24 protein-coding genes and 3 tRNA genes are annotated in these 24,005 nt (G+C 67.5%); 8 read left to right on the top strand and 19 right to left on the bottom strand.

What is annotated here, in order from left to right:
- Nucleotides 1-65: 65 nt before the first annotated feature.
- The gene (locus ASE02_RS16770) at nucleotides 66-1,307 is read right to left on the bottom strand and encodes a hydrolase (protein ID WP_056735686.1); all 1,242 of its coding nucleotides are present in this window, start codon (nucleotides 1,305-1,307) and stop codon (nucleotides 66-68) included.
- A gap of 64 nt (nucleotides 1,308-1,371) precedes the next feature.
- Here ASE02_RS16770 and ASE02_RS16765 point away from each other — a divergent pair, with 64 nt between their 5' ends.
- Nucleotides 1,372-2,259, top strand: coding sequence for a glyoxylate/hydroxypyruvate reductase A (locus ASE02_RS16765; RefSeq protein WP_056735685.1), 888 nt, complete (start codon nucleotides 1,372-1,374; stop codon nucleotides 2,257-2,259).
- Here the strand turns inward: ASE02_RS16765 and ASE02_RS16760 are convergent, their stop codons facing one another.
- Nucleotides 2,260-2,730 carry an Lrp/AsnC ligand binding domain-containing protein gene (locus ASE02_RS16760; RefSeq protein ID WP_056735684.1) on the bottom strand — a complete coding sequence of 157 codons (471 nt, stop codon included), beginning with the start codon at nucleotides 2,728-2,730 and terminating at the stop codon, nucleotides 2,260-2,262.
- 113 nt (nucleotides 2,731-2,843) lie between these two features.
- On the opposite strand from ASE02_RS16760, the gene putA reads away from it, so the two are divergent.
- Nucleotides 2,844-5,942, top strand: coding sequence for a bifunctional proline dehydrogenase/L-glutamate gamma-semialdehyde dehydrogenase PutA (putA, locus tag ASE02_RS16755; RefSeq protein WP_056735683.1), 3,099 nt, complete (start codon nucleotides 2,844-2,846; stop codon nucleotides 5,940-5,942).
- A gap of 36 nt (nucleotides 5,943-5,978) precedes the next feature.
- Here putA and ASE02_RS16750 read toward each other — a convergent pair.
- From ASE02_RS16750 to exbB, 4 genes are all read right to left on the bottom strand, one after another.
- Nucleotides 5,979-6,055 (bottom strand) — tRNA-His (locus ASE02_RS16750).
- Between the two features lie 162 nt (nucleotides 6,056-6,217).
- Entirely contained in the window at nucleotides 6,218-6,931 is a 714-nt protein-coding gene (locus ASE02_RS16745) for an energy transducer TonB (protein ID WP_056735682.1), read from the bottom strand.
- Between the two features lie 11 nt (nucleotides 6,932-6,942).
- Nucleotides 6,943-7,374, bottom strand: a complete 432-nt coding sequence (locus tag ASE02_RS16740; RefSeq protein ID WP_056735681.1) for a biopolymer transporter ExbD — start codon at nucleotides 7,372-7,374, stop codon at nucleotides 6,943-6,945.
- A gap of 5 nt (nucleotides 7,375-7,379) precedes the next feature.
- Nucleotides 7,380-8,294 (bottom strand): tonB-system energizer ExbB, encoded by a 915-nt coding sequence (gene exbB / locus ASE02_RS16735; RefSeq protein WP_056735680.1) that lies wholly within the window; start codon nucleotides 8,292-8,294, stop codon nucleotides 7,380-7,382.
- 653 nt (nucleotides 8,295-8,947) lie between these two features.
- On the opposite strand from exbB, the gene ASE02_RS16730 reads away from it, so the two are divergent.
- Complete coding sequence (locus tag ASE02_RS16730; protein ID WP_235536729.1) at nucleotides 8,948-9,475, top strand: DNA-deoxyinosine glycosylase; 528 nt, start codon at nucleotides 8,948-8,950, stop codon at nucleotides 9,473-9,475.
- A gap of 50 nt (nucleotides 9,476-9,525) precedes the next feature.
- Here ASE02_RS16730 and ASE02_RS16725 read toward each other — a convergent pair.
- From ASE02_RS16725 to murA, 11 genes are all read right to left on the bottom strand, one after another.
- Nucleotides 9,526-9,601 (bottom strand) — tRNA-Phe (locus tag ASE02_RS16725).
- Between the two features lie 131 nt (nucleotides 9,602-9,732).
- Entirely contained in the window at nucleotides 9,733-9,900 is a 168-nt protein-coding gene (locus ASE02_RS16720; protein WP_056735679.1) for a DNA gyrase inhibitor YacG, read from the bottom strand.
- On the bottom strand, nucleotides 9,897-10,934 hold the full coding sequence (locus tag ASE02_RS16715) for a ribonuclease E/G (protein WP_056735678.1): 1,038 nt from the start codon (nucleotides 10,932-10,934) through the stop codon (nucleotides 9,897-9,899). Before ASE02_RS16715 ends, ASE02_RS16720 begins: the two co-directional genes overlap by 4 nt.
- Complete coding sequence (locus ASE02_RS16710) at nucleotides 10,931-11,512, bottom strand: nucleoside triphosphate pyrophosphatase (RefSeq protein ID WP_056735677.1); 582 nt, start codon at nucleotides 11,510-11,512, stop codon at nucleotides 10,931-10,933. The genes ASE02_RS16715 and ASE02_RS16710 overlap by 4 nt, the downstream gene beginning before the upstream one ends.
- A 16-nt stretch (nucleotides 11,513-11,528) precedes the next feature.
- Complete coding sequence (infA, locus tag ASE02_RS16705) at nucleotides 11,529-11,747, bottom strand: translation initiation factor IF-1 (protein WP_056735676.1); 219 nt, start codon at nucleotides 11,745-11,747, stop codon at nucleotides 11,529-11,531.
- 111 nt (nucleotides 11,748-11,858) lie between these two features.
- Entirely contained in the window at nucleotides 11,859-12,320 is a 462-nt protein-coding gene (locus tag ASE02_RS16700) for a low molecular weight phosphatase family protein (RefSeq protein ID WP_056735675.1), read from the bottom strand.
- A 6-nt stretch (nucleotides 12,321-12,326) separates the two neighbouring features.
- On the bottom strand, nucleotides 12,327-12,806 hold the full coding sequence (locus ASE02_RS16695; RefSeq protein WP_056735674.1) for a UPF0262 family protein: 480 nt from the start codon (nucleotides 12,804-12,806) through the stop codon (nucleotides 12,327-12,329).
- Nucleotides 12,807-12,985: 179 nt separating this feature from the next.
- Entirely contained in the window at nucleotides 12,986-13,639 is a 654-nt protein-coding gene (locus tag ASE02_RS16690; protein WP_056735673.1) for an SH3 domain-containing protein, read from the bottom strand.
- A gap of 247 nt (nucleotides 13,640-13,886) precedes the next feature.
- On the bottom strand, nucleotides 13,887-15,173 hold the full coding sequence (hisD, locus tag ASE02_RS16685) for a histidinol dehydrogenase (protein WP_056735672.1): 1,287 nt from the start codon (nucleotides 15,171-15,173) through the stop codon (nucleotides 13,887-13,889).
- Nucleotides 15,174-15,371: 198 nt separating this feature from the next.
- A complete protein-coding gene (locus ASE02_RS16680; protein ID WP_056735671.1) occupies nucleotides 15,372-15,797 on the bottom strand; it encodes a DUF2948 family protein in 426 nt (141 codons plus the stop codon).
- Between the two features lies 1 nt (nucleotide 15,798).
- Nucleotides 15,799-17,088, bottom strand: coding sequence for a UDP-N-acetylglucosamine 1-carboxyvinyltransferase (gene murA, locus ASE02_RS16675; protein ID WP_056735670.1), 1,290 nt, complete (start codon nucleotides 17,086-17,088; stop codon nucleotides 15,799-15,801).
- A 335-nt stretch (nucleotides 17,089-17,423) separates the two neighbouring features.
- Between murA and ASE02_RS16670 the strand changes: the two genes are divergently transcribed.
- Nucleotides 17,424-17,498, top strand: a tRNA-Thr gene (locus tag ASE02_RS16670).
- 193 nt (nucleotides 17,499-17,691) lie between these two features.
- Complete coding sequence (locus ASE02_RS16665; RefSeq protein ID WP_235536728.1) at nucleotides 17,692-18,930, top strand: acyl-CoA dehydrogenase family protein; 1,239 nt, start codon at nucleotides 17,692-17,694, stop codon at nucleotides 18,928-18,930.
- A 9-nt stretch (nucleotides 18,931-18,939) separates the two neighbouring features.
- Here the strand turns inward: ASE02_RS16665 and ASE02_RS16660 are convergent, their stop codons facing one another.
- Together ASE02_RS16660 and ASE02_RS16655 are read right to left on the bottom strand one after the other, a co-directional pair.
- A complete protein-coding gene (locus tag ASE02_RS16660; protein ID WP_056735669.1) occupies nucleotides 18,940-20,136 on the bottom strand; it encodes an acetyl-CoA C-acetyltransferase in 1,197 nt (398 codons plus the stop codon).
- A 10-nt stretch (nucleotides 20,137-20,146) separates the two neighbouring features.
- Nucleotides 20,147-21,064, bottom strand: coding sequence for an SDR family NAD(P)-dependent oxidoreductase (locus tag ASE02_RS16655; RefSeq protein ID WP_056735668.1), 918 nt, complete (start codon nucleotides 21,062-21,064; stop codon nucleotides 20,147-20,149).
- 190 nt (nucleotides 21,065-21,254) lie between these two features.
- Here ASE02_RS16655 and ASE02_RS16650 point away from each other — a divergent pair, with 190 nt between their 5' ends.
- The 3 genes from ASE02_RS16650 (at nucleotide 21,255) to ASE02_RS16640 (ending at nucleotide 23,944) form a co-directional block, all read left to right on the top strand.
- A complete protein-coding gene (locus ASE02_RS16650) occupies nucleotides 21,255-21,920 on the top strand; it encodes a hemolysin III family protein (protein ID WP_056735667.1) in 666 nt (221 codons plus the stop codon).
- A gap of 92 nt (nucleotides 21,921-22,012) precedes the next feature.
- A complete protein-coding gene (locus ASE02_RS16645) occupies nucleotides 22,013-22,675 on the top strand; it encodes a type II toxin-antitoxin system HicB family antitoxin (protein WP_056735666.1) in 663 nt (220 codons plus the stop codon).
- 6 nt (nucleotides 22,676-22,681) lie between these two features.
- The gene (locus ASE02_RS16640; protein WP_056735665.1) at nucleotides 22,682-23,944 is read left to right on the top strand and encodes a DUF445 domain-containing protein; all 1,263 of its coding nucleotides are present in this window, start codon (nucleotides 22,682-22,684) and stop codon (nucleotides 23,942-23,944) included.
- The last annotated feature ends 61 nt before the right edge of the window (nucleotides 23,945-24,005 follow it).

Raw genomic sequence — 24,005 nt, 5'->3', positions numbered from 1 at the left:
GCGGCAGGAGTCAAAGTCCCCCTCACCCGGCCAAAAGGCCGGGAGCTCCCCCAGAGGGGGAGCATCTAACCCATCGCCGCCTTGATCTTCGCGGCGGGGATCTCGCCGGTGGCGAGCTTGGCCAGGATCAGGGCCGAGAGCTGAGCACGCTCCACGAAACTCCCCGGCCAGGCGTGTTCGGCCTCGCTGTGGATGTCGCCGCCGCGAACGCCCAGGGTGTCGACGTTCGGCAGCCCGGCCGCGAAGAGGTTGTTGCCCTCGCAGACTCCGCCCGACGAGGCCCAGGTGATCTCCTGGCCCAGCAGGGCGCCGGCCTGCTTCACCGCTCCGAACAAGGTCTGCTGCGCCGGTGTGAACGGCTTGGCCGGGCGGGTGAAGCCGCCGTGCAATTCGGCCTCGATCCCGTCCACCTGCGTCGCCGCCACGGCCTGCTTCACGAAGGCCAGCGCCCATTCGCCCGCCGCCGCATCCGGCAGTCGGATGTTGAACCGGACCACGGCCAGGTCGGGCACCATGTTCAGCGGTCCGCCGCCGTCGATCCGCGCGACGTTCAGGGTCACGCCGTCGCGCTGGCCGTTGGCGGCCGCGAGCCGCACGGCGAGGTCGGCGGCCGCGGCGATCGCGTTACGGCCCTTGGCGAAGTCGCGGCCGGCATGCGCCGCCCGGCCCCGCACCACCACGTGGAAATTGCCTGAGCCCTTGCGTTCAGCGGCCAGGGCTCCGCCGGCCATGGCCGGTTCATAGGTCAGGCCGACATGGCCCTGCCCGGCCAGTTCGGCGAGCAACGGCCCTGAGGCCAGCGACCCGATCTCCTCGTCCGGCGAGAGCAGGACGCGGTAGCCGAGATCGGCCTTGGCGGGATGGGCCTCAATGGCCCGCAGGGCGGCGAGCATGACGCTGATCCCGCCCTTCATGTCGGCGATCCCCGGTCCGTTCAGGGCGCCGTCACCGCGCGGGACCACGCGAGTGAAGCTGCTCTCAGCCGGATAGACGGTGTCGTAGTGGCCGGTCAGGATCACCTGCACCGCCGCGTCGGGCCGAACCGTCAGGCGCAGGGCCGGCGTGTGGTGCTGGGCTCGCAATTCGCCGTCGGCGGCGACCTCATGGCTGTCGGCCAGGGCTAGGCTTTCGACCTTTCCCGGCAGTTCGCGCAGCACGTCTACAAGCACGGCGCGTTGAGATTCGAGACCCGCGAGGTTACGGCTGCCAGACGGGATGGCGCACCAGTCGACGGCGCGGCCAAGGATTTCGGCCTCTTCGCCCGCCAGTCGATCCAGGATCACGGTGTCTTCGGGATTGAGCTTCATCGCGCGAGGTCACGCCGAAATCGGGGCGCGCGCAAGGCCGACCGTGAATGCTATCTGAAACCCCATGACCATCGCCTTTCTCGCCCGCTTGCCCGCCAACGCTACCGATCAGTGGCTGGAAGCCCTGCGCGCCGCGCTTCCAGAGGAGCGTATCGTGGCTGGGTTGGCGAACGACGCGGACATCGCAGTCGTGGCCAATCCCGCGCCGGGCCAGCTGGCGACAATGCCTGGCCTGCGGTTCATCCAGTCGGCCTGGGCCGGGGTCGATGGCCTGCTAGGCGATCCCGCCCTGCCCGTTCATCTGCCCCTCGCCCGGCTGATCGATCCGGGCCTCGCCACGCAGATGGCCGAGGCCATCGCCGCCCATGTGCTGGCTCTACACCGCCAAGCCCCGGCCTATCGCGACCAGCAGGCGCAGGGCGTCTGGAACCCGTTGCCCCAGCCCCCGGCGGCCGAACGTCAGGTCGGCCTGCTGGGCTTTGGAGAGATGGCGCGGGCCAGCGCGGCGCTGCTGGAGAAACTTGGCTTCAGGGTCTGCGCCTGGAGCCGCAGCCATGGCGACCTTGATGACCTGCTGGCGAGCAGCGACATCGTGGTCAACCTGCTGCCGCTGACCGCCCAGACCCGAGGCGTCCTTGGCCGCGACACCTTCGGTCGCATGAAACTCGGCGCCAGCGTGATCAATGTCGGGCGCGGCGGCCATCTGGTGCAGGCCGACCTGCTGGCCGCGCTGGCGAGCGGCCAGATCTCACACGCCGTGCTGGACGTCTTCGAGACCGAGCCCCTGCCCGCCGATCATGCCTTCTGGCCTCATCCCGCGATCACGATCACGCCGCATGTGGCGGCGGCCACCGACCCTGTCAGCGCCTCAGCGCGGATCGCCGCCAATATCGCCCGCTTCCGTCGCGGCGAGCCGATCGAGGGACTGGTCTCGCCACAGGCCGGCTACTGATCAGACCGGCAACTCGGTCACGGACTTGACCTCTTCCAGCACCGCATAGGTCCGCGTCTCACGGACGCCGGGCATGCCGACCAAGACCTCGCCCAGGAAGCCGCGATAGGCCTCCATGTCGCTGACCCGCGCCTTGATCAGGTAGTCGAAGCCGCCCGCCACCATGTGGCATTCGAGGATTTCCGGCGTACGCTGCGCGGCCTGGGCGAACTCTGTGAAGGTGTCGCCCGTCGTGCGATCAAGCTGAACTTCCACGAAGATCAGGAGGGCGCGGTCGATGGCTTTCGGATCGAGGATCGCGGCGAAACCCTTGATCACGCCCCGCTCGCGCAGACGCCGCACCCGGTCTGAACAGGCCGAGGGCGAGATGTGGCACTGGGTGGCGAGATCCAGGTTGCTGATCCGCCCATCCCGCTGCAGCACCCGCAGCAATCGGCGGTCAGTGTCATCCAGCTGCACAGCCTCCGGCATCTTCTCCCTTTCGCATCCATCTGTACGGCCCATGGCGCATAGGTCCGCAGGACATCCGCAATCGTAAGAGTTACGCCGGACGATAGAAACTCAAATCCTTCAAGGCCCAAGCCATGACCTCCTGGACCGCTCTAGACGACCTCTCCGCAAAGTATCGGGACGAGACGGAGGCCGTGACCGCCCTGCTGGCGGCGCGCCCGCTGTCGGCCGATCAGCGCGCCGCCGTGCGCGCCCAGGCCGTCGATCTGGTGCGGACCGCCCGCAGATCGGCCAAACGGCAAGGCGTGGTCGAGAGCTTCCTGCAGGAGTTCAGCCTCAGCACCCGCGAAGGCCTGGCCCTGATGTGCCTGGCCGAAGCTCTGCTGCGCACGCCCGACGAAGACACCCGCGACCGATTGATCGCCGAGAAGATCGGCGGCGCCGATTGGGCCAGCCACCTTGGCCAATCCGACAGTCTGTTCGTCAACGCCTCGACCTGGGGCCTGATGCTGACCGGCAAGCTGGTCGAGGTCGACGACCAGGCTCGCAGCGACCCGCCCGGCTTCCTGCGCGGCCTGGTCGAACGGATCGGCGAACCGGTCGTGCGCAAGGCTGTCGCCCAGGCGATCGGCATCATGGGCGAGCAGTTCGTCCTTGGCCGCACCATCGCGAGCGCGCTGAAGCGTGCCGCCAAGGAGGGCCAGGTCTGCTCGTTCGACATGCTGGGCGAAGGCGCCCGGACGGCGGCCGACGCCGCCCGCTATGAACAGTCCTACGCCGACGCGCTGGAAGCGGTGGGCAAGGGCTCCAAGGGCGCAGGTCCGGAGGCCGGGCATGGGGTTTCGGTGAAGCTGTCGGCGCTCTGCCCGCGCTATGAGGCGACGCACGAGGCGCGGGTCTGGACCGAGCTCTATCCACGCATGAAACGCCTGGCGCTGATCGCCGCGCGCCACGACATCAATTTCACCATCGACGCCGAGGAAGCCGATCGGCTGACCCTCTCGCTCAAGCTGTTGGACCGCTTGGCGCGCGAGGCCGAGCTGGGCGACTGGAAGGGACTGGGCCTCGCGGTCCAAGCCTACCAGAAGCGCGGCGTTCTCGCCGTGGCCCGCGTCGCCGAGATCGCCAGAGGCAGCGGCCGCCGGCTGATGGTCCGGCTGGTGAAGGGCGCCTATTGGGACTCCGAGATCAAGCGCGCCCAGGTGAATGGCCGCCCCGACTATCCGGTGTTCACCACCAAGGCCGCGACCGACCTCTCCTACCTCGTCTGCGCACGCGAACTGATCGCCGCCAGCCCCGCGATCTATGCGCAGTTCGCGACCCACAACGCCCACACCCTGGCGGCGGTCCACGCCATGGCCAAGCAAGCCGGCGTCAAGATCGAGTTCCAACGTCTGCACGGCATGGGCGAGGCGCTCTATCGCGCCGCCGACGACCTGCGGGCCGGCGCCGTGGTGCGGACCTACGCCCCTGTCGGCGGCCATGAGGACCTGCTGCCCTATCTGGTGCGCCGCCTGCTCGAGAACGGCGCCAACACCTCCTTCGTCCACGCGCTGCTGGACGAGCGCGTCCCGGCCGAGGACGTGGTGGTCGACCCGATCACCGCCGTCGAAAAGGCCGGCGTCGGCCCCCACCCGAAGATCCCGCGCCCGGCCGACATCTACGGGGCCGAGCGCAAGAATTCGCTGGGCGTCGATCTCTCGGTTCCTGACGAGGCCGCGCGCCTGCACCATGCGGCGCGCGCCCTGCAGCCCCTGGCCTCCGGCCCCTTGATCAGCGGCGTCCTGCGTAAGGGCGCCGAGCTAGCTGAAGTGCAAAGCCCATCGGAGCGAGGGAGCGTGGTCGGTCACGTCGTTGAAGCCTCCAACGCCGATATCGACGCGGCCTTCGCCGCGGCACGGGCGGCGCAACCGGCCTGGAACGCCATCGGCGGTTTCCGCCGCGCCGAGGTGCTTCGCGCCATGGGCGCGGCCCTGGAGGCCAACGCCGAGCGACTGATCGCCATCTGCGCCCGCGAGGCCGGCAAGACCCTGGCCGACGGCGTCGCCGAGGTCCGCGAGGCCGTCGACTTCTGCCGCTACTACGCTCACCTGACCCAGACCAAGTTCGGCGCCGCCGAGATCCTCAAGGGTCCGGTCGGCGAGACCAACAGCCTGGAACTGCACGGCCGCGGCGTGTTCGTCTGCATCAGCCCTTGGAACTTCCCGTTGGCGATCTTCACGGGCCAGATCGCCGCGGCCCTCGCGGCCGGCAACGCCGTGGTGGCCAAGCCTGCCGAGCAGACGCCGCTGATCGCCGCCGAGGCTGTCGCCCTGTTCCACGAGGCCGGTCTCCCCCCCGCCCTCCTCGCCCTCACGCCCGGACGCGGCGAGAGCGTCGGCGCGGCCTTGACCGCTCATCCCGGCTGCGACGGCGTCGCCTTCACCGGCGGAACGGACACCGCGCGCAGAATCAACCAGACCTTGGCCGCTCGCCCGGGCCCGATCATCCCGTTCGTCGCAGAGACCGGCGGCCTGAACGGCATGTTCGTGGACACCACGGCGCTGAAGGAACAGGTTGTCGACGACGTCGTCCTCTCGGCCTTCGGCTCAGCGGGTCAGCGCTGCTCGGCGCTGCGGATCCTTTTCCTGCCCACCGACACCGCCGACATGCTCATCGAGTGCCTCATGGGCGCGATGGACGCCTTGGTCATCGGCGATCCGGCCGACCCAGCCACCGACGTCGGGCCGGTGATCGACGAGGAAGCCCACGGCGCGCTTTCCCGCCACCTGGCCCGCCTCAAAACCGAGGCGAAGGTTCTGCACCAGTTGGAAGCTCCCAAGGGCGGGACCTTCTTTGGCCCGGTGCTGGCCGAAATCCCGGCCGCCGACTTCCTGGAGCGCGAGGTCTTCGGCCCGATCCTGCACGTAGTGCGCTACGAACCCGCCGATCTGGCCAAGGTCGCCGGGCAGTTGGCCGCGCTCGGCTACGGCCTGACCCTGGGGGTGCATTCGCGCATCGACGCCTTCGCCACGGAAGTCCGCGGCTTGGTTCCAGCTGGCAATGTCTATGTGAACCGCTCGATCATCGGCGCGGTTGTCGGCGTCCAGCCCTTCGGCGGAGAAGGCCTCTCGGGCACCGGGCCAAAGGCCGGCGGACCCAACGCCCTGTCACGCTATGCGATCGAACGCGCGGTCAGCGTGAACATCACCGCCCAGGGCGGCGACCCCGCGCTGTTGAACCTAAGCATGTAGGAAAGTCGGGGGCCCCGGAAACGGGGCTACTCGCGATGGTACCACCTCTCGGTTTCGAACCGAGGACCTCTAGATCCACAATCTAGCGCTCTAACCAGCTGAGCTAAGGCGGCTCATCGCGAGGCGTTCTTCTAGTCGCGGTCGGCGGACCAATCAAGCGCTGCTGACTGCGACCAAGTGATCTTTCCAAGAAAAATCACCGCGCACGAAAAAGCCCCGGAGGTTCGCACCGCCGGGGCTCATTCTTGTGGTCGACGCTATCGGCTCGGAAGCCGTTAGCCCTTCGGAAGCACGAAGCGGATCGGAATCCGCACAGTGCCGCCTTCGACGGGCGCGCCGTCCTGGGTCTTCGGACGCATACGGAAGAGCTTGCTCAACCGCAGGGCCGCCGACCCAAAGTCTTGGTCCGCAGGTTCCTCGGACTGCACGTCGCAGTTTTCGAGGCTTCCCTTCGCCGTCACTGAACAGCTGAGCGTAGCTCGGCCTTCAATGCTCATCCGCATCGCGCGATCCGGATAGTACCGCGCGATGTCCTCGCCTGACGGTCGACGAGCCCAATCGGGGTTCGTGATGACCGACGGACGCGGAGGAGCCGGAGGCGCAGCCTTCGGCGGTTCCGGAGTCTCGATCCGCTTCTCAACCGGCGGAACCGGCAGAGGGGGGATCGTCGGCATGTCAGCCGGCACGTTCACCGGAGGCCGCGGTTGCAGCTTCGGCGGCGGCGGCGGAGGCGTGTTCGGCGGCGGAGGCGGGGGCGGCGGAGGCGGAGGCGGAGCGGGCTTGATAATAGCCACGTCCGTCACGTCATCCGAGTACTCCTTGTACGTCGGCTCGAACTTGGACTTGTACAGATAGTAACCAAGAGCGGCGTGCACGACGAAGGAGCCGACGATGGCGACAGTGACGCCAACATTGCGCTTCTTCTTCGGTTCGTCAAAGACGCTCCGCTCGTGGTGCTCTTCCTGGGTAGTGTCGGTGGTTTCAGCCATTCGTCACCCCCCTAGTTCTTGTCTTCGCCGATGAGGGCCACGCTGTAGAAACCGTTGTCCTGAAGCATGTTCATCACACCCATGAAGTCCCCGTAGAGGACGTCCTTGTCGGCGCGAATGAAGATGCGTTCTTTCTCCGGATTACGTTGCCCGATCGTGCTGCGCAGGTTTTCACCGAGATCAGCGATGTCCGTGGGGGTGTCACCAAGATAGATGCTGCCGCCCGATTGGATGCTGATGTAGACCGGCTTAGGAGGGTTCGTTGAGGGCTTAGCGACTGCGGGTGGAAGAGCAACTTGCACAGTCACGGCGGCCATTGGCGCCGCGACCATGAAGATGATCAGGAGGACCAACATAACGTCCACGAAGGGCGTAACGTTGATTTCGCTGTTCGCGTCTACCGCATACCGGCCACCCCCAGAACCTGAGAGTTTGGCTCCCATGTCGGTTAGGCCCCTTTGTCGAGCTGCCGGGAAATGGCGTTCATCAGTTCAGCAACGAAGCCTTCCGTACGCGCGCCGTAAGCGGAGATGCGGGTCTGGAAGTAGTTGTAGAAGATAACCGCGGGGATAGCGGCGAACAGACCGATACCGGTGGCGAGAAGCGCTTCGGCGATGCCGGGGGCGACGACGGCCAGGTTGGTCGTGTTGGTGTTCGCGATGCCGATGAAGGAGTTCATGATCCCGTAAACGGTACCGAACAGACCGATGAACGGACCGGACGAACCGACGGAGGCCAGGAACTGCATGCCGCTGGACAGACGCTTGCCGAGGTTGGCCTGAACCGCACCAACGGCCATTTCAGCCCGGTGCAGCGTGGTTTCACGGTGAGCGCCGTTAACGGCGAGGCCCGCTTGACGCGACAGTTCGACTTCTTGGGTCGCCGCGGCGGCCATATCGGCCAGCGGGTTACCTTCGAATTCGTCCGAAAGCGCAATACGGCCCATGTCGTTGACCGACTTGGCCCCACGGAAAGCTTCAACGAAGCGGTCCGAGGATTTGTTCAGCGAGCCGAATTCGACAAGCTTGGTGACCAGCAGGGTCCAGGAGAGGATCGAAGCCAGGACCAGGCCGATCATGACGACCTTAACGACCGGTTGGGCGTCGAGGAACATCTGGATGACGGTCAGCTGACCGGCATGTTCAATGGTCGCCGGGGCGACGTCGGCCGCGGGAGCGGCGGCGTCGGCGGCAGGAGCAGCGGCGGTGGCCGCGGCGTCAGCAGCCGGAGCGGCCGCTGCAGCGTCGGCGGCGGCCGGAGCGGCCGGAGCGGCGGCTTCCTGCGCGAACGCCGGCGCGCTCGTCATCAGCGCAACAGCGCCAAGGAGAGCGATGAAAGGGATCTTTCGTTTGTTGTCGAGCATCTGTCGCCAGTTCCTGATTGGTCTAGCACGTTTGGACCGAAGGGTCGTCGCGCGAGAGCGTCTCCCACCCTAACTAAACAAGCCCGTCGCCCTGCCCGGTTTTCACCGTCCAAGACGCGAGAGCCGCTTTCGCTGCGCCCGACCCTTGCGCCTACTTCCACATACGTGAAACCGGGCGTTCGGAGACGGGTGCGAATTCGTTCTTCCCGGGGGAAGTTCGAAATCTTACCGCTATGTTAGACGTGCGGCAGGGGTCCTTTGGCAACCCCTTTTCCAAGCGTCAAGAGGGCATACTTTTGGCCCCGACCTCAGGAAAGGGTCAGGCGCCCACGTAATGCTGCGGTGCACAACGCGCAGTCCAAGTAATCTCGGTCGAAATTCTACTTTTGGAGGAATTATTCTGCTGCGGCGCAGCAATTATGACGGAACGCGGGTCTCGAAATAACCGCCCCCGGCGCGTCGATTTGGCGCCCCGCCGCCTCGTTTTCAGTCATGTGGCGCCGATGTCCGGGACATGGGATTCCCGGGCGCCCGAGTCAATCAACGTTCGGCGACGCTCGCCCGAAGAAGTCCCAGGCGTGTCCTGGGCGCCATGGCGCAGTTTGCTGCCTTTGCCCCCTGAAGGCGCCGGCAGGCCAATACCGGAGACCAGAATGAGCACCGAGAAGGAAAAGATGCTGACCGCCAGCAAGTCCTCGTTCCCGGCCGTCGCCGACGCCCGGACACAGCTGCTGATCCTGGGCAGCCTGCCGGGCGAGATCTCGCTGGCCCATGCCCAATATTACGCCAACCCTCGCAACCAGTTCTGGCGGTTGATGGAAGCCGTGACCGGGCGAGCGCTGGTGAGCGCCGCCTATAAGAGCAGGCTCGAGACATTGCTCAGCGCCGGCGTCGGGGTGTGGGACGTGATCGCCTCGGCCGAACGGGTCGGGAGCCTGGACACCAATATCCGCAACCACCAGCCCAATACGCTGGGCGCGTTCGCCGCCGGCCTTCCGTCGCTAAGGGTCATCGCCTTCAACGGCGGCAAGGCGGCCGGCATCGGCCGCAAGCAGCTGGCCGCCGACACTGGCTATGAACTGATCACCCTGCCCTCCAGCAGCCCGGCCCATGCCGTGCCGTTCGAGCGCAAGCTGGAACAATGGCGAGCGCTCAGCGCGTTCGTTTGCGCGATGTCATAACCGGCGTGCGCTGACGGCGGTCTAGCGAGCTATTTGAGGGAAAAAGGAAGTGGTGCCTGGGGGCGGGTTCGAACCACCGACACGTGGATTTTCAATCCACTGCTCTACCAACTGAGCTACCCAGGCCAAGAGCCGGTCCGATCAACGATCGAGCGGCTCTGGATCTTTAGAACGCCGCGTTCTGGAGGAAAACGGCGAGCCCGCCTGCGCGGGAGCCGCGTCTATAGAAGAGGTGTTCGCCCCTGTCCAGCGGCTCTTCAGTCTTCTGAATCTTCGTCGTCCGGACGGCTGTCGTCATCGACCACCGGGATGGCGTAGCGGTTGCTCAGCCAGCGCTGCAAGTCCACGTCCGCGCAGCGTTTGGAGCAGAACGGGCGGTATTCCGGGATCGAGGGCTTTTTGCAGACCGGGCACGGGGCGCTCATGACGCACTCACATCGAAGCGTTCGCGGGGCGAGGCGGGTTCGGGGCGAATCGTGAAGCGGGCGCCGATCTTGGCGGCCAGCTTCTCGGCCAGCGGCTTGGCGGACTGCGCGACGGCGGGGGCGCAGACGGCGGTCAGGCGCGCGCCGGGCTGGGCGGCGCCCTCGTTCTCGATGGCGCGGATCAGGCGCAGGGCCAGCGTCAGGTTCGACAAGGCGCCGTTGGCGTCGCAGAGGGTCTCGGCCAGCGGCGGCGCGCGGCGCGGGATGGTCATCTCCATGGTGCCGAACCGGCCGACCGGCCCGATGGCGACACCGGGATTGTCCGGCGAGAACGCGGCCCGAGCGGCGGTCAGCAGCGCATTGCCGTCGTGGCCGCGCCCGACCAGGTCGATGACCACGATCCCGCCCAGGCTCTTGAGCCGCAGCAGGCGGCCGGCGGCGGCCAGGGCCGCCAGATTCGCCGCGCGGGTGACGCGCTTGACGTCATTGCCCTTGCGCTCGCCGATATCGACGTCGATGGCGACCAAAGCGCGGGTCGGCTCGATGGCCAGGTTTCCGCCGCCGGGCAGCGGATGAATGATGTCGAGCGCCTCGGCCTCGGCCTCGTCGGCGACCTGGCGGGCCTCGCGGCCTTCGATGATCTCCACGCCGCGCGCGAAGCTCACCAGTTGCTCGGCCATGGACGGTGGCGCGGCCAGCAGGCGCGGCGCGCCCTGGGCGGGGCCGATCACGCGAACGGTGGCCAGCTTTCCGACCCGCGGCTCGGTGCGGATCTCGACCTCCAGCGATTGGCCTTCGACCGGCCGGGCGTCAGGCTTGAACGAGAACAGCGCCTCGACGCCGCCGAGATCGACAAAGGCCGAGGCGAAGGCCGGCTCGACCTTGCGCACCCGGCCGATGTGGCGCGCGCCCAGGCGCGTGGCCTGATCATCGCCGTCGCGCTCGATCAGCAGGCGTTCGGGACGGCCGTCCAGCAGGACGACGCCGCGCGTCTCGCCGATGCCGCGATCCAGGAAGAGGCTACGCTCGCTCATGTGCGGACAAACCCCAGACCGGTGAGAAGGTTCATTGTTTCATAGAGCGGCAGGCCGACCACCGCCGGATAGGAACCCTGGATCGACATGACGAAGGCGCCGGCCTTGCCCTGGATGGCGTAACCGCCGGCCTTGCCGATCCCCTCCCCGTCCTGGAGATAGGCGTCGATCTCGGCGGGCGTCAGGCGCTTGAAGTGCAGCCGGGTCTCGACCAACCGCTTCACCGCGCGGCCGTCAGGCGCGACCACGGCGATCGCGGTCATCACCTTGTGCGCGCGGCCAGAGAGCAGCTCCAGGCACTTGCGACCTTGCGCCTCCGTCTCGACCTTGGGCAGGATGCGTGTGCCGACGACCACGATCGTGTCGGCGGCCAGGACATAGGCGTCAGCATGTGTTGCCGCGACCGTCGCGGCCTTAGCCACCGCCAGGCGCAGCGCCGTCTGGCGCGGGGTCTCGGTCTTCAGGGGCGTTTCGTCGATCTCGGCGGCCGCAACCACGTCGGGCGTCAGGCCGACCTGACGCAGGAGATCCATCCGCCTGGGACTTGCGGAAGCCAGCACCAGGCGCTGCGATGTCATATTTGGCAAAAGGCCTCTAGCGAACTCGGAAGGTGATACGGCCCTTGGAGAGGTCGTAGGGAGTCATCTCGACCACGACCTTGTCGCCGGCCGAAACGCGGATGCGGTTCTTACGCATCTTGCCGGCCGTATGGCAGATTATCTCGTGGTCGTTCTCGAGTTTCACTCGAAACATGGCGTTGGGCAGGACTTCACTGACCGTACCGGGAAATTCCAGCAGCTCTTCTTTCGCCATGCAAGCTCCAACAGGTGGCGTTCAAAGGAAACGGCCAACGAAGTGAGTCGCGACGCGAGCCGGGGCTACAGATGTAGCGCTAAGCGCTTTACGCGCTCAAATCTCCAATAGCTAGCGGGGGAAGCGCTCGGCGATCCGTTGCGCCAAGCTGTCGCGGACCTCGCGATAAGCCGCCATTCGGGCCTCGCGCGAGCCGTCCGTCAGGGTCGGATCGAAGGTCGGCCAGTACTCGATTTCGGCCGAGCGCCCACGGGTCATCTCGACCGCGCGATGCTGCGCTTCGGGGGTCAGCGAAATGACCAGATCGAAGGATGCGTCCTCCAGATCGTCGAAGGTTTTGGGCGCATGGCTTTCGAGGTCGCAGGAAATCTCGGCCATCACCGAGCGTACGAAGGGGTCGGCGCCGTGGCCCGCGTCGCCCGCCTCGCGTTTCAGGCCGCAGCTGTCGACATAGACCCGATTGCCCAGGGCGCGCTTCATCAGCGCCTCGGCCATGGGCGAGCGCACGCGGTTGAAGTTGCAGGCGAAGAGCACCGCGCCCGGCAAGGGCGGCCGCGAGGCGTCAGCCGGCATCGGCCCCTAGCCTCGCCAATGCAGGGCGCAGATCAGCGTGAACAGCCGCCGCGAGGTGTCGAGATTGGTCTCGATCTTGCCCTGCAGGCGGGTCCGCAGCAGGTCGGACGCCTCGTTGTGCAGACCGCGCCGACCCATGTCCAAGGCCTCGATCTGCTGGGGCGTGGAGTTGCGGATGGCCTGATAGTAGCTCTCGCAGATCAGGAAGTAGTCCTTGATCAGCATCCGAAACGGCGACAGCGACAGGATGTGGCGCTTCTCGTACTCCGGCCCGCGGACGTCGAGCACCAGCCGGTTCTCCAGCAAGCCCATGCGCAGGTCATAGGGTCCCGCCTCCGCCCCCTCGGGGAAGAAGAAGTTCTCCTCCAGCAGATCGAAGATCGCGATCTGCCGCTCCTGCTCCTGGTCACGCGAGACCGCGGCGAGGGAATCCTCGTCGATCTCCACGGACTGCAGGCGGTGCTTGGTGCGGTCTTCGTCGGCCATGGCTCAATGGGTGAGGGCTTGCCTGGAGCTTTATTGCAAAGCACCCCCTAACGTCATCCTGCCACATGCGATCTTCGCCGCTACGCACAAGAAAAAGCGCCCGGCGTGGCCCGCCGGACGCTTTTACCTTCTCTCGCTCGTCATGGCCGGCCTTGCGCCGGCCCTCGGAGCTCGCTCACTCAGTAGCGATAGTTCGCATTCTGATAGCCAGCGGGCTGAACATAGGCGCCGTGGACGTAGCCGACCCCGACGCCGCCCTGCCCCACCAGGATCCACTCGGTGCCGCGGACACGGGCCAGCGCCTGGAAGGTCTGGCCGGCCCGCAGGCTGCCGACCCGCGCCGCCGAGGTGGTGGGCGCCGCCCGCAGGTTCAGCGTCGAGTTAGCGACGAAGGACCCGTTGTCGCGGACGAAGGAGGCCGGCGACAGGTTACCGTTCAGACGATAGCCGTTCTGCATGTAGGTCGTCGGGCGGTATTCCTGTTGCTGCTGGCCGCCGTAGTAGGCGTTCTGGTTCGCCGCATCGCGCTGCATCTTGCAGCCGACCCAGGAGCCAGTGGCCGCGCCGGCCACCGCGCCGATGGCGGTGCCTGTGCCGCGGTCGTTCTTGGCCAGGTTCGAACCGGCCGCCGCGCCGACCAGGGCGCCGATCAACGCGCCGCCCATCTGCTTGCCGCCAGGGGCGTCGCAGCTAACGATCGAGCCGGGGCCGCCGCCGGTGGGCGCGCGGTACTGCTGGGCGTTGGCCGTACTCACGGCGCCGATCGCCAGAGCGCCGGTCAGGGTCGCCACGGCCGCGCCGCGCATCATTTTCGAAATCTTCAGAGTGCGCATAGCCAGGTCTCCGTCCTTGATAGGGTTCTGCCTGGAGCCTTCCGGCCCCGATGACGAACACCCTAGCGAGCGCTTCCTGAACGGCCTCCGAGACGAAACTGACAGGAACTGTTCAGCTTCGTTGACAGTCGATTCCCCTCCCTCGGGAGAGGTTAGGTGAGGGGGCGGCGCGCAGCGGCGCTCTGCTAACGTCAGCCAACGCCCCGCACCCGGCCTCTCCCCGGCGGCGGGGAGAGGAGAAGAGTGCTCAGCCCTGCTTGGTCAGGCGGATCGCGGCCGAGCGCGCGTGGGCCGGGAGCCCTTCGGCGTCGGCGAGCGCGACGGTGTGGGGTCCCAGGATCGCGAACGACGTCTCGTCGCACTTCACGATCGAGGTGCGCTTGATGAAGTCGTAAAGCGACAGCCCCGAGGAGAACCGCGCAGCGCGGCTGGTCGGCAGGACGTGGTTGGAGCCGGCCACATAGTCGCCGATGGCTTCGGGCGTCAGCCGGCCTAGGAAGATCGCGCCGGCGTGGCGCACCTGGTCGGCCAAGCGCTCGGGATCGTCGAGCGCGAACTCGACGTGCTCGGGGGCGATGTAGTTGACCAGGCGCGGGGCCTCGTCCAACGGCGCGATGATGATCGCGCCGTGGTCACGCCAGGAGGCGGCGGCGTCCTCGCTGGTGCTGAGCACCTTCAATTGTTCGCCGATCTGGGCGGCGACGGCCTCGCCGAACGCCTCGTCGTCGGTGATCAGGATCGATTGGGCGGCGGGATCGTGTTCGGCCTGGGACAGCAGGTCGGCGGCGATCCAGTCGGGACGGTTGGCGGCGTCGGCCACCACCACGATCTCCGAGGGACCGGCCAGGGCGTCGATGCCTACCGTGCCGTAGACCCGGCGCTTGGCGGCGGTGACATAGGCGTTGCCGGGGCCGACGATCTTGTCGACCGGTTTGATGGGACCAGCGCCATAGGCCAGGGCGGCCACGGCCTGCGCCCCGCCGACCCGCCAGATCTCGGTGACGCCAGCCTCCTTGGCGGCGGCCAGAACAGCCGGCTGCAGGCGTCCGGGCGGGGTGACCATGGCGATGCGCTCGACGCCGGCGGCGGCGGCGGGCACCGCGTTCATCAGCACGGTCGACGGATAGGCGGCGCGGCCGCCCGGCACATAGATCCCGACCGCTTCGATCGCGGTCCAACGCCAGCCCAGCTCGACCCCGGCCTCGTCGGTGAAGGCCATGTCGGCGGGGCGCTGACGTTCGTGGTAGGCGCGGATGCGCTTGGCGGCGAAGGCGATGGCCTCGCGAACCTCGGGCGAGCACTCGGCCGCGCCGGCTTCGATTTCGTCGGCCGTGACCCGGATGTTGCTCTCATCCACCTCGGCGCGGTCGAACTGCCGCCCGAAGCGCAGCACGGCGTCCAGCCCTTCGGCGCGCACGGCGGCCAGGACGTCACGGACGGCGGTGTCGACCTCCTCGGGCGTCTCACGGCGCTCGTCGATGAACGCGGCGAAGGCGGCCTCGAAGCCGGGATCGGAGAAACGGAAACGGCGCATGGCGCGCTGTTTAGCGGCCGGCGCCTTGCCGCGCTAGGGCCGCAACAGATGCGATTGCGGCCTTCCCTCTCCCACGCTCGTCATGGCCGGCCTCCGTGCCGGCCATCCATAGACGCCGCCCCAAGAGATTAACCCGGACGGCTCGTGTGTATGGATCACCGGGACCAGCCCGGTGATGACGATCTGAAACGAGCCGCCTCAGACCTGGTGCGCGGGCGTCCGGGGTGTCGGCCAGGGGGCGCTGACGTCGGCCAGCACCACGTCGAGGCACTCGACCTGCGCCCGCAGGTCGCCGCCGCCGGCGAAGGTGAAGACCACCGCGCCGCCGGGCGCCTCGCCCGGTTCGAAGCCGATGCTCAGCAGTTCCACCACCGCGTCCTTGGCCCCGCGCCGCAGTTTGCGCGCCTGGACCTTGAGCACCGAGCCGAGCTGGATGGCCGAGCGCACCCGCTCGCCCCCCTTGCCTTCCCAGCGATAGCGGTTGAGCGCCAAGGTCAGCTGACGGGTCGTCGGCTCGTAGGAGATGTCGCCGATCTTGCCGACCGCATCCTGCAGGGCGGCGGCGATCACGGCGAGGTCGTCGGCGTCTTCCGCCAGGAGGCGCAGGCCAGCAGTCTCTGTCATCTCAATCCTCGGGCTCGCCGGTTCCGGCGATGCGGCGGACATTGGCGCCACAGGCGCTGAGCTTCTCTTCCAACCGTTCGAAGCCGCGGTCCAGATGATAGACGCGGCTGACCACCGTCTCGCCGCGCGCGGCCAGGGCCGCGATCACCAGGCTGACCGAAGCCCGCAGGTCGGTGGCCATTACCTGGGCGCCCTCCAGCGTTTCGACGCCGCGAACCCGCGCCTCGCCGCCGGACACCACGATGTCGGCGCCCAGACGGGCCAGTTCAGGCGCGTGCATAAAGCGGTTCTCGAAGATGGTCTCCTTGATCACGCTCTCGCCGTCGGCCAGCGTCATCAGGGCCATGAACTGCGCCTGCAGGTCGGTGGCGAAGCCCGGGTAGGGATCGGTCTCGACCTCCACCGCCTTCAGCCGAGCGCCGTTGCGCTTGATAGTCATGCCGTCGTTGTGGCGGATCACCTCGACGCCGGCCTCGACCATCTTGTCCAGCAGGGTGTCGATGAAGTCGCTGCGGGTCCTGGTCAGGCGCACCTCGCCGCCGGCCATGGCGGCCGCCAGCGCGAAGGTCCCGGTCTCGATCCGGTCGGGAATCACCGAATGGGTCGCGCCGTTCAGGTGATCGACGCCCTGGATGCGGATGACGGAGGTCCCCGCCCCCGACACCTGTGCCCCCATCTTGTTCAGGCAATCGGCCAGGTCGCCCAATTCAGGCTCGCGGGCCGCGTTCCTCAACACCGTCTCGCCCTTGGCCAGCACGGCCGCCAGCATGACGTGCTCGGTCGCGCCCACGGACACGAACGGGAATTCGATCTCGGTCCCGATCAGGCCGCGCGGCGCCTGGGCGTAAACATAGCCTTCGTGCAGGTCGATGGACGCGCCGAGCGCCCGCAGCGCTTCCAGGTGCAGGTCCACAGGGCGCGCGCCGATGGTGCAGCCGCCGGGCAGCGAGACCTTGGCGTGTCCGGTCCGCGCGATCAGCGGTCCCAGCACATTAAAGGAGGCCCGCATCTGGCGGACCAGTTCGTAGGGGGCGAAGGCGCTGACGATCTCACGGGTGTGCAGGATGGTCTCGGCGCCGTCATCACCGTCCTGCTCGACGATCTCGGTCCCCAACCGACGCAGAAGCTGGCCAAGGAAGCGTGTGTCGGCCAGGCGCGGCATGTTGGTGAGCCGCAGGGGTTGGTCGGTAAGCAGGCTGGCCGCCATAAGCTTGATGGCCGAATTCTTGGCGCCGCTGATGGCGATTTCGCCCTCAAGCCGCGCGCCGCCGGTGATGGCGATACGATCCAATCTCGTCCCTCGGAAGGGGGCATGCGCTTAAGGAGCGCTCTCCCAGACCCTTCGCTCGCTATCTAGCCTGCGCGCGCGACCGGCGGAAGCGGCCCCATTTCACGAGCGCTTGTCCGACTCATCGACCTTGGGGACAGGCCGCGCCCCCGCCTTGCGGCGACGCAGATTGGCCCTGAGCGCGGCGGCGAGCGCCGCCTCCCTCTCTTCAGCCAGTGTTTTTCCCGGTTTTTCCATAGATTATGGGGGTGCGGCGAGACGACCTGTGGGTCAAGTGCGCTTTCGGTGATTTTGCGCTTCACTCCGGCCCGAGGTTTGGCTATAGCCCGCGCCTCGTCGCCGCCGTAGCTCAGTGGTAGAGCGCATCCTTGGTAAGGCTGAGGTCCAGGGTTCGAGTCCCTGCGGTGGCACCATGTTCCCCCAACCCTGGTTAGGGTTGGGGGAACACCATTTCCCCAACATCCCGACGACGAGACCCCGGCAAGCACGGCGTGCGTCGTGGCGCCTAACGCCGGCAAACTCCCCGCGTCGGCGAGCCCCTCCCCTTCCCCTGCGTGATCTTGTCGTCGTCGCCAGTCCTCCTAGAAGTAGCTGGACGACCAACACGTGACCGATTTGGGAAGCGAGACCGACATGGCCAACACCGCTGGCGACCTTGAGCTCGAGACCTTCCGCGCCGAAGCCCGCGCCTGGCTCGAGGCGAATTTCTCCGCCTCGCTGCGCGGCCAGACCGGCATGGCCATGGCCCTGATGGACGGACTGGCGCCGACCGGCGACCTGCTAGCCTGGAAACAGGCGATGGGCGCGAAGGGTTGGGGCACGCCGACCTGGCCGGCCGAATACGGCGGCGGCGGGCTTTCGCCGCAGCAGGCCCGGGTGCTGCAGCAGGAGATGGGCCGCATCGGCGCCTTCAACCCCCTGACCGCGGGCATGGGCGTGACCATGATCGGCCCGACGATCCTCGACTACGGCACCGAGGAACAGAAGCGCCAGCACCTGCCGCCCATCGCGCGCGGCGAGATCCGCTGGTGCGTCGGCTATTCCGAGCCCAACGCCGGCTCCGATCTCGCCTCGTTGCAGATGAAGTGCGAGGACGCCGGCGACCACTGGGTGATTACGGGCCAAAAGACATGGACGTCGGGCGCCCAGTACTCCGACTGGTGCGGTGCCCTGGTCCGCACCGACAATACGGCCAAGAAGCATGACGGCATCAGCTTCATGCTGATCGACATGCACCAGCCGGCGATCGAGACCCGGCCCATCGCGCTGATCGCCGGCGCTTCACCGTTCTGCGAGACTTTCTTCACGCAGGCGCGGGCGGAGAAAGATGGCCTGCTGGGTCAGATCAATGTCGGCTGGACGGTCGGCAAGCGGTTGCTGCAGCACGAGCGCGCCAGCCAGACCGGCGGCTCGACAGGCCCCAAGCCGACCGCGCTGCAGGACGTGGCCAAGCGCTATGTCGAACTCGACGCCGAGGGAAAGATCGCCGACACCGACCTGCGCACCCGGCTGACCCAGCACCTGATGGACGCCAAGGTCCACGGCCTGACCCTGGCGCGGGTGGCGGCCGAATCAAAGGGCGCGTCGGGCGCCACCACCACCGCCTCGATCCTGAAGAACTCGGCCACCAACGTCGCCCAGACCCGGGCCGAGCTGACCCTGGAGATCATGGGCGCCCAGGGCCTGGGTTGGGAGGGCGAGGCCTTCGCCCCCGAAGAGCGGGACGCGGTCCGCAGCTGGCTCTCGGGCAAGGCGATGTCGATCTATGGCGGATCGGTCGAGATCCAGAACAACATCATCTCCAAGCGGATCCTTGGCCTACCGGACACCACCCACTCAAGCTAGGCGAGCGGGCTAAGCCCGCTCGAACACCGCCGCGATCCCCTGCCCGCCGCCGATGCACATGGTCTCCAGACCATAGCGACCATCGCGGCGGTGCAGCTCGCGCAGCAGATTGGCCAGGATGCGCCCGCCGGTGGCGCCGATCGGGTGGCCAAGCGAGATGCCCGAGCCGTTGACGTTCAGCTTGTCGCGGTCGTCCCAGCCCCAGCCTTTCAGCACGGCCAGCACCTGCGGCGCGAAGGCCTCGTTAAGCTCGACCAGGTCGATGTCGCTCCAGGTCAGGCCGGTGCGCTTGAACAGCCGCTCGACCGCCGGCACCGGGCCGATGCCCATGCGCGAGGGATCGCAGCCCGCCGCGGCCCAGCTGTGGAACCAGGCCATCGGCTCCAGCCCCAGCTCCTCCAGCTTGTCCTCAGCCACGACCAGGCAGGCGGCGGCGGCGTCGTTCTGCTGGCTGGCGTTGCCGGCGGTGACGACCCCGTCCTTCTCGATGGCGCGCAGCTTGCCCAGGCTCTCCATCGAGGCGTCGGGACGAAAGCCCTCGTCCTTCTCGAAGATGACCGGATCGCCCTTCTTCTGCGGCACCGAAACCTTGACCAGCTCGTCATCGAACTTGCCCTCGGCCCAGGCCTTAGTCGCGCGCTGGTGGCTGGCCACCGCGTAGGCGTCGCTCTCTTCGCGGGTGATCCCGTAGTCGCGGGCCAGATTGTCGGCGGTCTCGATCATGCCGCTGATCACGCCAAAGCGGCTGATCGGCTGGCTCATCACCCGGCCACGCGCCAGGCGGTCGTGCATGGTGACGGGACCCGCGCGCGCGCCATTGCGCATATCGAGGCTGTAGTACTCGACATTGCTCATGCTCTCGACGCCGCCGGCGATGACCACGTCGGCCGCGCCGGTCTGGACCATCATCGCCGCGTCGATGATCGCCTGCAGGCCGCTGCCGCACCGGCGGTCGAGCTGATAGCCCGGGACGCTGATCGGGAAGTCGGCGGCCAGCAGCGACCAGCGGGCGATGCAGGGCGCCTCGCCGTTGCCGTAGCCCTGGGCGAAGATCACGTCGTCGACCCGCTCGGGATCAAGTTTCGTGCGCTCGACCAGTGCGCGCAGGATCACCGCGCCGAGATCGCCGGCCGTCATGCTGGCCAGCCCTCCCTGGAACTTGCCGACGGCGGTGCGAACGGGGCTGACGATGGCGACGCGGCGCATGGGGCGGTCCTCAGATCGGGTCGTAAGGGAAGACGCTGGCGCTGGCGCCGGTGTCGAAGAAGCTGTTCTTCATGGCCGGCAGAGCCACGTCGAGCAACGAGCGCGGGGTCCAGCCTTCGAGGTTGGCCATGTTGCGCACCGGCCGGGGCTGGTCGAACAGGATCACCTCGTTGCCGCGCACGGCGAAGATCTGGCCGCTGACGTCCTTGGCTTCAGGCGAAGCCAGGGCGACGGCGAGTTGGGCGACCTGGTCGGCGCGCATGGCGTTCTTCATGCGCTCGACGCGCTGGGCCGAGGCCTCGTCCTTGACCGGAATCGTGGCGATCATCCGGGTCCAGGCGAACGGCGCGATGATGTTGGAGCGGACGTTCTTCAGCGCCCCCTCCATCGCCAGGATGCGCGACAGACCCATCACCCCCAGCTTGGCGGCGGCGTAGTTGGCCTGGCCGATGTTGCCGATCAGGCCGCTGGTCGAGGTGAAGTGGACATAGGAGCCTTCCTGCTGGTTGCGGAAATGCTCCACCGAGGCGCGGCTGACATTATAGGCGCCGCGCAGGTGCACCTCGATGACCTTGTCCCAGTCCTCGTCGGTCATCTTGTGGAACATGCCGTCGCGCAGGATGCCGGCCGGATTGATGATGGCGTGCAGGCCGCCGAAGGTGTCCAGCGCCTGAGTGATCATCCCCTGGACCGAGGCCATGCTGGTGACGCTCTCGGAATTGGAAACCGCCTCGCCGCCCGCGGCGCGGATCTCGGCCGCGGTCTGTTCGGCCGGACCAGCGTCGCCGCTGTCGCCGCCGCCGACACTTCCCCCCAGATCGTTGACCACGACCTTGGCGCCTTCGCGCGCCGCCAGCAGCGCGCATTCCTTGCCGATGCCGCCGGCCCCGCCGGTGACCAGAACGACCTTGCCCTCAAGCACGCCCATCTTGCGTCTCCTCGAACTGATTTGCCTTTGCCCGCGCTCTACGCATTCGACGCGGCGTCAGGCAACCCTGTCGCGTTTCCAGCGATCAGGGAATGTCCTTGAGCGCCTCAACGGTCGCATTTCATGCCGGCCGCAGAGATGACCTGATATCGTGGTCATCTGGAACGACCACGAACCTGGGAGCGTCTTCATGAACCAGACCGCGCCTGTCGCGCCGCGTCACTATCCTACGGCTGGAGCCAAGTGCGCCGACCTGGTGGTCCATGTGGTCGGCCTGACCCTCGCCCTGGTCGGCGGTATCGTGCTGCTGGCCCTGGCGGTTCAGGACCAGTCGCTGAGCAAGGCGGTCGCCGTCGGGATCTACACCACCGGCCTGCTGGCCATGCTGGGCTTCTCGACCGCCTACAATTTCGCCAAGCCGCGGTTCCGGCCGACCCTGCGGCGGCTGGACCACGCGGGCATCTTCCTGATGATCGCCGGCTCCTACACGCCGTTCACGACCCAGACCCTGACCGGGGCCTGGGCCTGGGGGATGACCGCCGCCGTCTGGTCGATCGCGATCTTCGGGGCGCTGGGCAAGGTGCTGCTGCCGGCCATCGACCGGCGGCTGTGGGTTGTCGCCTATCTCGCCCTGGGCTGGATCGTGGTCCTGGCGCTGAAGCCGCTGATCAGCGGCGCGACCCCGCTGACCGTGGTGCTGCTGGCCGTCGGCGGCCTGCTCTATTCCAGCGGCGTGATCTTCTATGTGAACAAGCGCCTGCGGTATTCTCGCGCGATCTGGCACGGCCACGTCGTCGCCGGCGCCGGGGCCCATTGGGCCGCTGTTCTCGTGGGGGTCGTCCTGGCGGCGCACTGACCTCGAAATCCGAGCCGTTGGCCCCCGGGACTTGAAATTGCGCAAAACTACACAACGTTGGGTGCTGTCACTGTCTTCATGGAGGACCGCACATGACCACGCTCGTTTTCGTCGCCCTCGCCCAGGGCGACCAGCAGGCCGGCTACACCGCCAGCTTCCCCGACCTGCCTGAGATCATCGCCGGCGGCCCCGGCATGGCCGAACTGGTGACCGGGGCCCGCGAGGCCGTGCAGAAGGAACTGCAACGCCTGGAAAGCGACGGCCAGGAATGGCCGAGGCCCACCCCCATCGAAGCCGTGACCCATCAGGCCGGCGTCATCCCCTTCCTGGTCGACATCACCGTCGAGGACACCCCGGTGCGGGTGAACATCTCGATCGGCGAGCGGCTGCTGAAGCGGATCGACCAGGGCGCCGAAGCCCGCGGCATGAGCCGTTCGGGCTTCATCGCCTCGGCGGCGCGCACCGCGCTGGGCGACAGGCCAGCCTCGCCCGGCGTCACCGACTTCGACGCCGTCGCCCGCAAGCTGCAGGACGAGTGGTCGGTGCTGGGCCGCAAGATCACCGACAGCCTGGGCCCCGACTCGGCTTTCAATCGCAACATGACCGAGTTCGACAACAAGGTGAGCGAGACCATCCGCAAGACCGCCGACAACATCTCGGCGGCCATGGCGCGTCGAAAGGACGCCGAGGCGCGTGCATCGCGAGATGAGACCGACGCCAAGGACCAGGACGCGCCCGCCAGCGCCGGGCACTAACCGCGCATGACAGCTGTCAGCCTTGTCGCCGCCGCGGCGTCCCGCGACGACCTCAAGGCGCGCGACCTGAAACGCATGCGGACCATCGCCACCGGCCTTCTGGTCGTGATGGCGATGGTCTTCGTCGCCGCCAGCCTGGCCGACGACCGGTGGCCCTGGCTGGGCTATGTGCGCGCCTTCGCCGAGGCGGGCATGGTCGGGGCCTGCGCCGACTGGTTCGCGGTCACCGCCATCTTCCGCAGGCCGCTGGGCCTGCCGATCCCGCACACCGGCATCATCCCGCGCAACAAGGACAAGATCGGCCAGGCGCTGGGCGACTTCATCGCCAACAACTTCCTGACCGTCGACGTGCTCGACAGCCGGCTCAAGCAGCTGGAGGTCGCCCGCTGGGGCGGTGAATGGCTGCGTCAGCCGCGCCACGCACGCCGCCTGGCCGGACGGCTGGCGGGCCTGCTGCCCGGTGTGCTGCGGGTGCTGCCCAAGGACATGCTGCGCGACACCGCCGCCTCGATCGGCATGACCGCGGCCAAGGCCGTTCCCGCCGCCCCGACCGCCTCGAAGATCCTCGCCGCCGTCTGGAACGAAGGCCGCTCCCAGGCCCTGTTCGACTGGGGCGTCGACCAGCTGGTCACCTACCTCGCCGAGCACGAGGAACTGATCCAGGCCAATGTCGAGACCCGGTCCTGGAAGTGGATGCCGAAGTTCGTCGACAGGATGATCGCCGAGAAGGTCACCTCCGGCCTTGGCCAGGTGCTGGAGGAGATGCGGGCGCCGGACCACCCCTGGCGCCAGGAGCTGGGGAGCGCGATCGAGGCGTTCATCGAGCGGCTGGCCCATGACCCGGACCTGATCGCCAAGGGCGAGGCGCTGAAGCTGCGGCTGCTGGAAGACCCACGGCTTCACGAGCAGGCGCGCGGCGTCTGGAACGAACTCGAGGGCCGGCTCAGCACCGCCGAGAGCCCGATGATCGCCGAGCGGCTGGAGCAGATCCTGCTGGCGCTGGGCGAATGGCTGCACACCGAGCAGGGCGCCCAGGCGCGGCTGAACGAATGGGCGCGGATCCTGGCGCGCCAGGTGATAGCCCCCCGCCGCCACGAGATCGGCGGCTTCGTCGCCCAGGTGGTGGCCGGCTGGGACACCAAGGGCGTCGTCGACAAGCTGGAGTTGCAGGTCGGCAAGGACCTTCAATACATCCGCGTCAACGGGACCATCGTCGGCGGCCTGGTGGGCCTTGTCATCTATACGTTGAGCCAGGCCCTGAACCTGTAGGCGCCGAGCAGAACGAGGAATGGGCCATAAGACTCTGAGCTTGATGAGTTATTTTCTCGAG

It is taken from the genome of Phenylobacterium sp. Root700 (assembly GCF_001429025.1).
GTDB lineage: Bacteria > Pseudomonadota > Alphaproteobacteria > Caulobacterales > Caulobacteraceae > Phenylobacterium.
The sequence above is the reverse complement of the archived record's forward strand: the minus strand, read 5'-3'. Positions and strand labels throughout refer to the sequence as shown.

What these genes read in the sequence shown, in the direction of transcription:
- ASE02_RS16765 (WP_056735685.1), top strand. Translation starts at nt 1,372, where the DNA reads ATGACCATCGCCTTTCTCGCCCGCTTGCCCGCCAACGCTACCGATCAG.
- ASE02_RS16655 (WP_056735668.1), bottom strand. Translation starts at nt 21,064, where the DNA reads ATGGGCGTGCTTGAGGGCAAGGTCGTTCTGGTCACCGGCGGGGCCGGC.
- ASE02_RS16740 (WP_056735681.1), bottom strand. Translation starts at nt 7,374, where the DNA reads ATGGGAGCCAAACTCTCAGGTTCTGGGGGTGGCCGGTATGCGGTAGAC.
- ASE02_RS16695 (WP_056735674.1), bottom strand. Translation starts at nt 12,806, where the DNA reads ATGGCCGACGAAGACCGCACCAAGCACCGCCTGCAGTCCGTGGAGATC.
- ASE02_RS16720 (WP_056735679.1), bottom strand. Translation starts at nt 9,900, where the DNA reads ATGAGCGCCCCGTGCCCGGTCTGCAAAAAGCCCTCGATCCCGGAATAC.
- ASE02_RS16690 (WP_056735673.1), bottom strand. Translation starts at nt 13,639, where the DNA reads ATGCGCACTCTGAAGATTTCGAAAATGATGCGCGGCGCGGCCGTGGCG.
- ASE02_RS16715 (WP_056735678.1), bottom strand. Translation starts at nt 10,934, where the DNA reads ATGAGCGAGCGTAGCCTCTTCCTGGATCGCGGCATCGGCGAGACGCGC.
- ASE02_RS16770 (WP_056735686.1), bottom strand. Translation starts at nt 1,307, where the DNA reads ATGAAGCTCAATCCCGAAGACACCGTGATCCTGGATCGACTGGCGGGC.
- infA (WP_056735676.1), bottom strand. Translation starts at nt 11,747, where the DNA reads ATGGCGAAAGAAGAGCTGCTGGAATTTCCCGGTACGGTCAGTGAAGTC.
- ASE02_RS16760 (WP_056735684.1), bottom strand. Translation starts at nt 2,730, where the DNA reads ATGCCGGAGGCTGTGCAGCTGGATGACACTGACCGCCGATTGCTGCGG.
- ASE02_RS16680 (WP_056735671.1), bottom strand. Translation starts at nt 15,797, where the DNA reads ATGACAGAGACTGCTGGCCTGCGCCTCCTGGCGGAAGACGCCGACGAC.
- ASE02_RS16645 (WP_056735666.1), top strand. Translation starts at nt 22,013, where the DNA reads ATGACCACGCTCGTTTTCGTCGCCCTCGCCCAGGGCGACCAGCAGGCC.
- ASE02_RS16640 (WP_056735665.1), top strand. Translation starts at nt 22,682, where the DNA reads ATGACAGCTGTCAGCCTTGTCGCCGCCGCGGCGTCCCGCGACGACCTC.
- hisD (WP_056735672.1), bottom strand. Translation starts at nt 15,173, where the DNA reads ATGCGCCGTTTCCGTTTCTCCGATCCCGGCTTCGAGGCCGCCTTCGCC.
- ASE02_RS16650 (WP_056735667.1), top strand. Translation starts at nt 21,255, where the DNA reads ATGAACCAGACCGCGCCTGTCGCGCCGCGTCACTATCCTACGGCTGGA.
- exbB (WP_056735680.1), bottom strand. Translation starts at nt 8,294, where the DNA reads ATGCTCGACAACAAACGAAAGATCCCTTTCATCGCTCTCCTTGGCGCT.
- putA (WP_056735683.1), top strand. Translation starts at nt 2,844, where the DNA reads ATGACCTCCTGGACCGCTCTAGACGACCTCTCCGCAAAGTATCGGGAC.
- ASE02_RS16745 (WP_056735682.1), bottom strand. Translation starts at nt 6,931, where the DNA reads ATGGCTGAAACCACCGACACTACCCAGGAAGAGCACCACGAGCGGAGC.
- ASE02_RS16710 (WP_056735677.1), bottom strand. Translation starts at nt 11,512, where the DNA reads ATGACATCGCAGCGCCTGGTGCTGGCTTCCGCAAGTCCCAGGCGGATG.
- ASE02_RS16660 (WP_056735669.1), bottom strand. Translation starts at nt 20,136, where the DNA reads ATGCGCCGCGTCGCCATCGTCAGCCCCGTTCGCACCGCCGTCGGCAAG.
- ASE02_RS16700 (WP_056735675.1), bottom strand. Translation starts at nt 12,320, where the DNA reads ATGCCGGCTGACGCCTCGCGGCCGCCCTTGCCGGGCGCGGTGCTCTTC.
- ASE02_RS16730 (WP_235536729.1), top strand. Translation starts at nt 8,948, where the DNA reads ATGAGCACCGAGAAGGAAAAGATGCTGACCGCCAGCAAGTCCTCGTTC.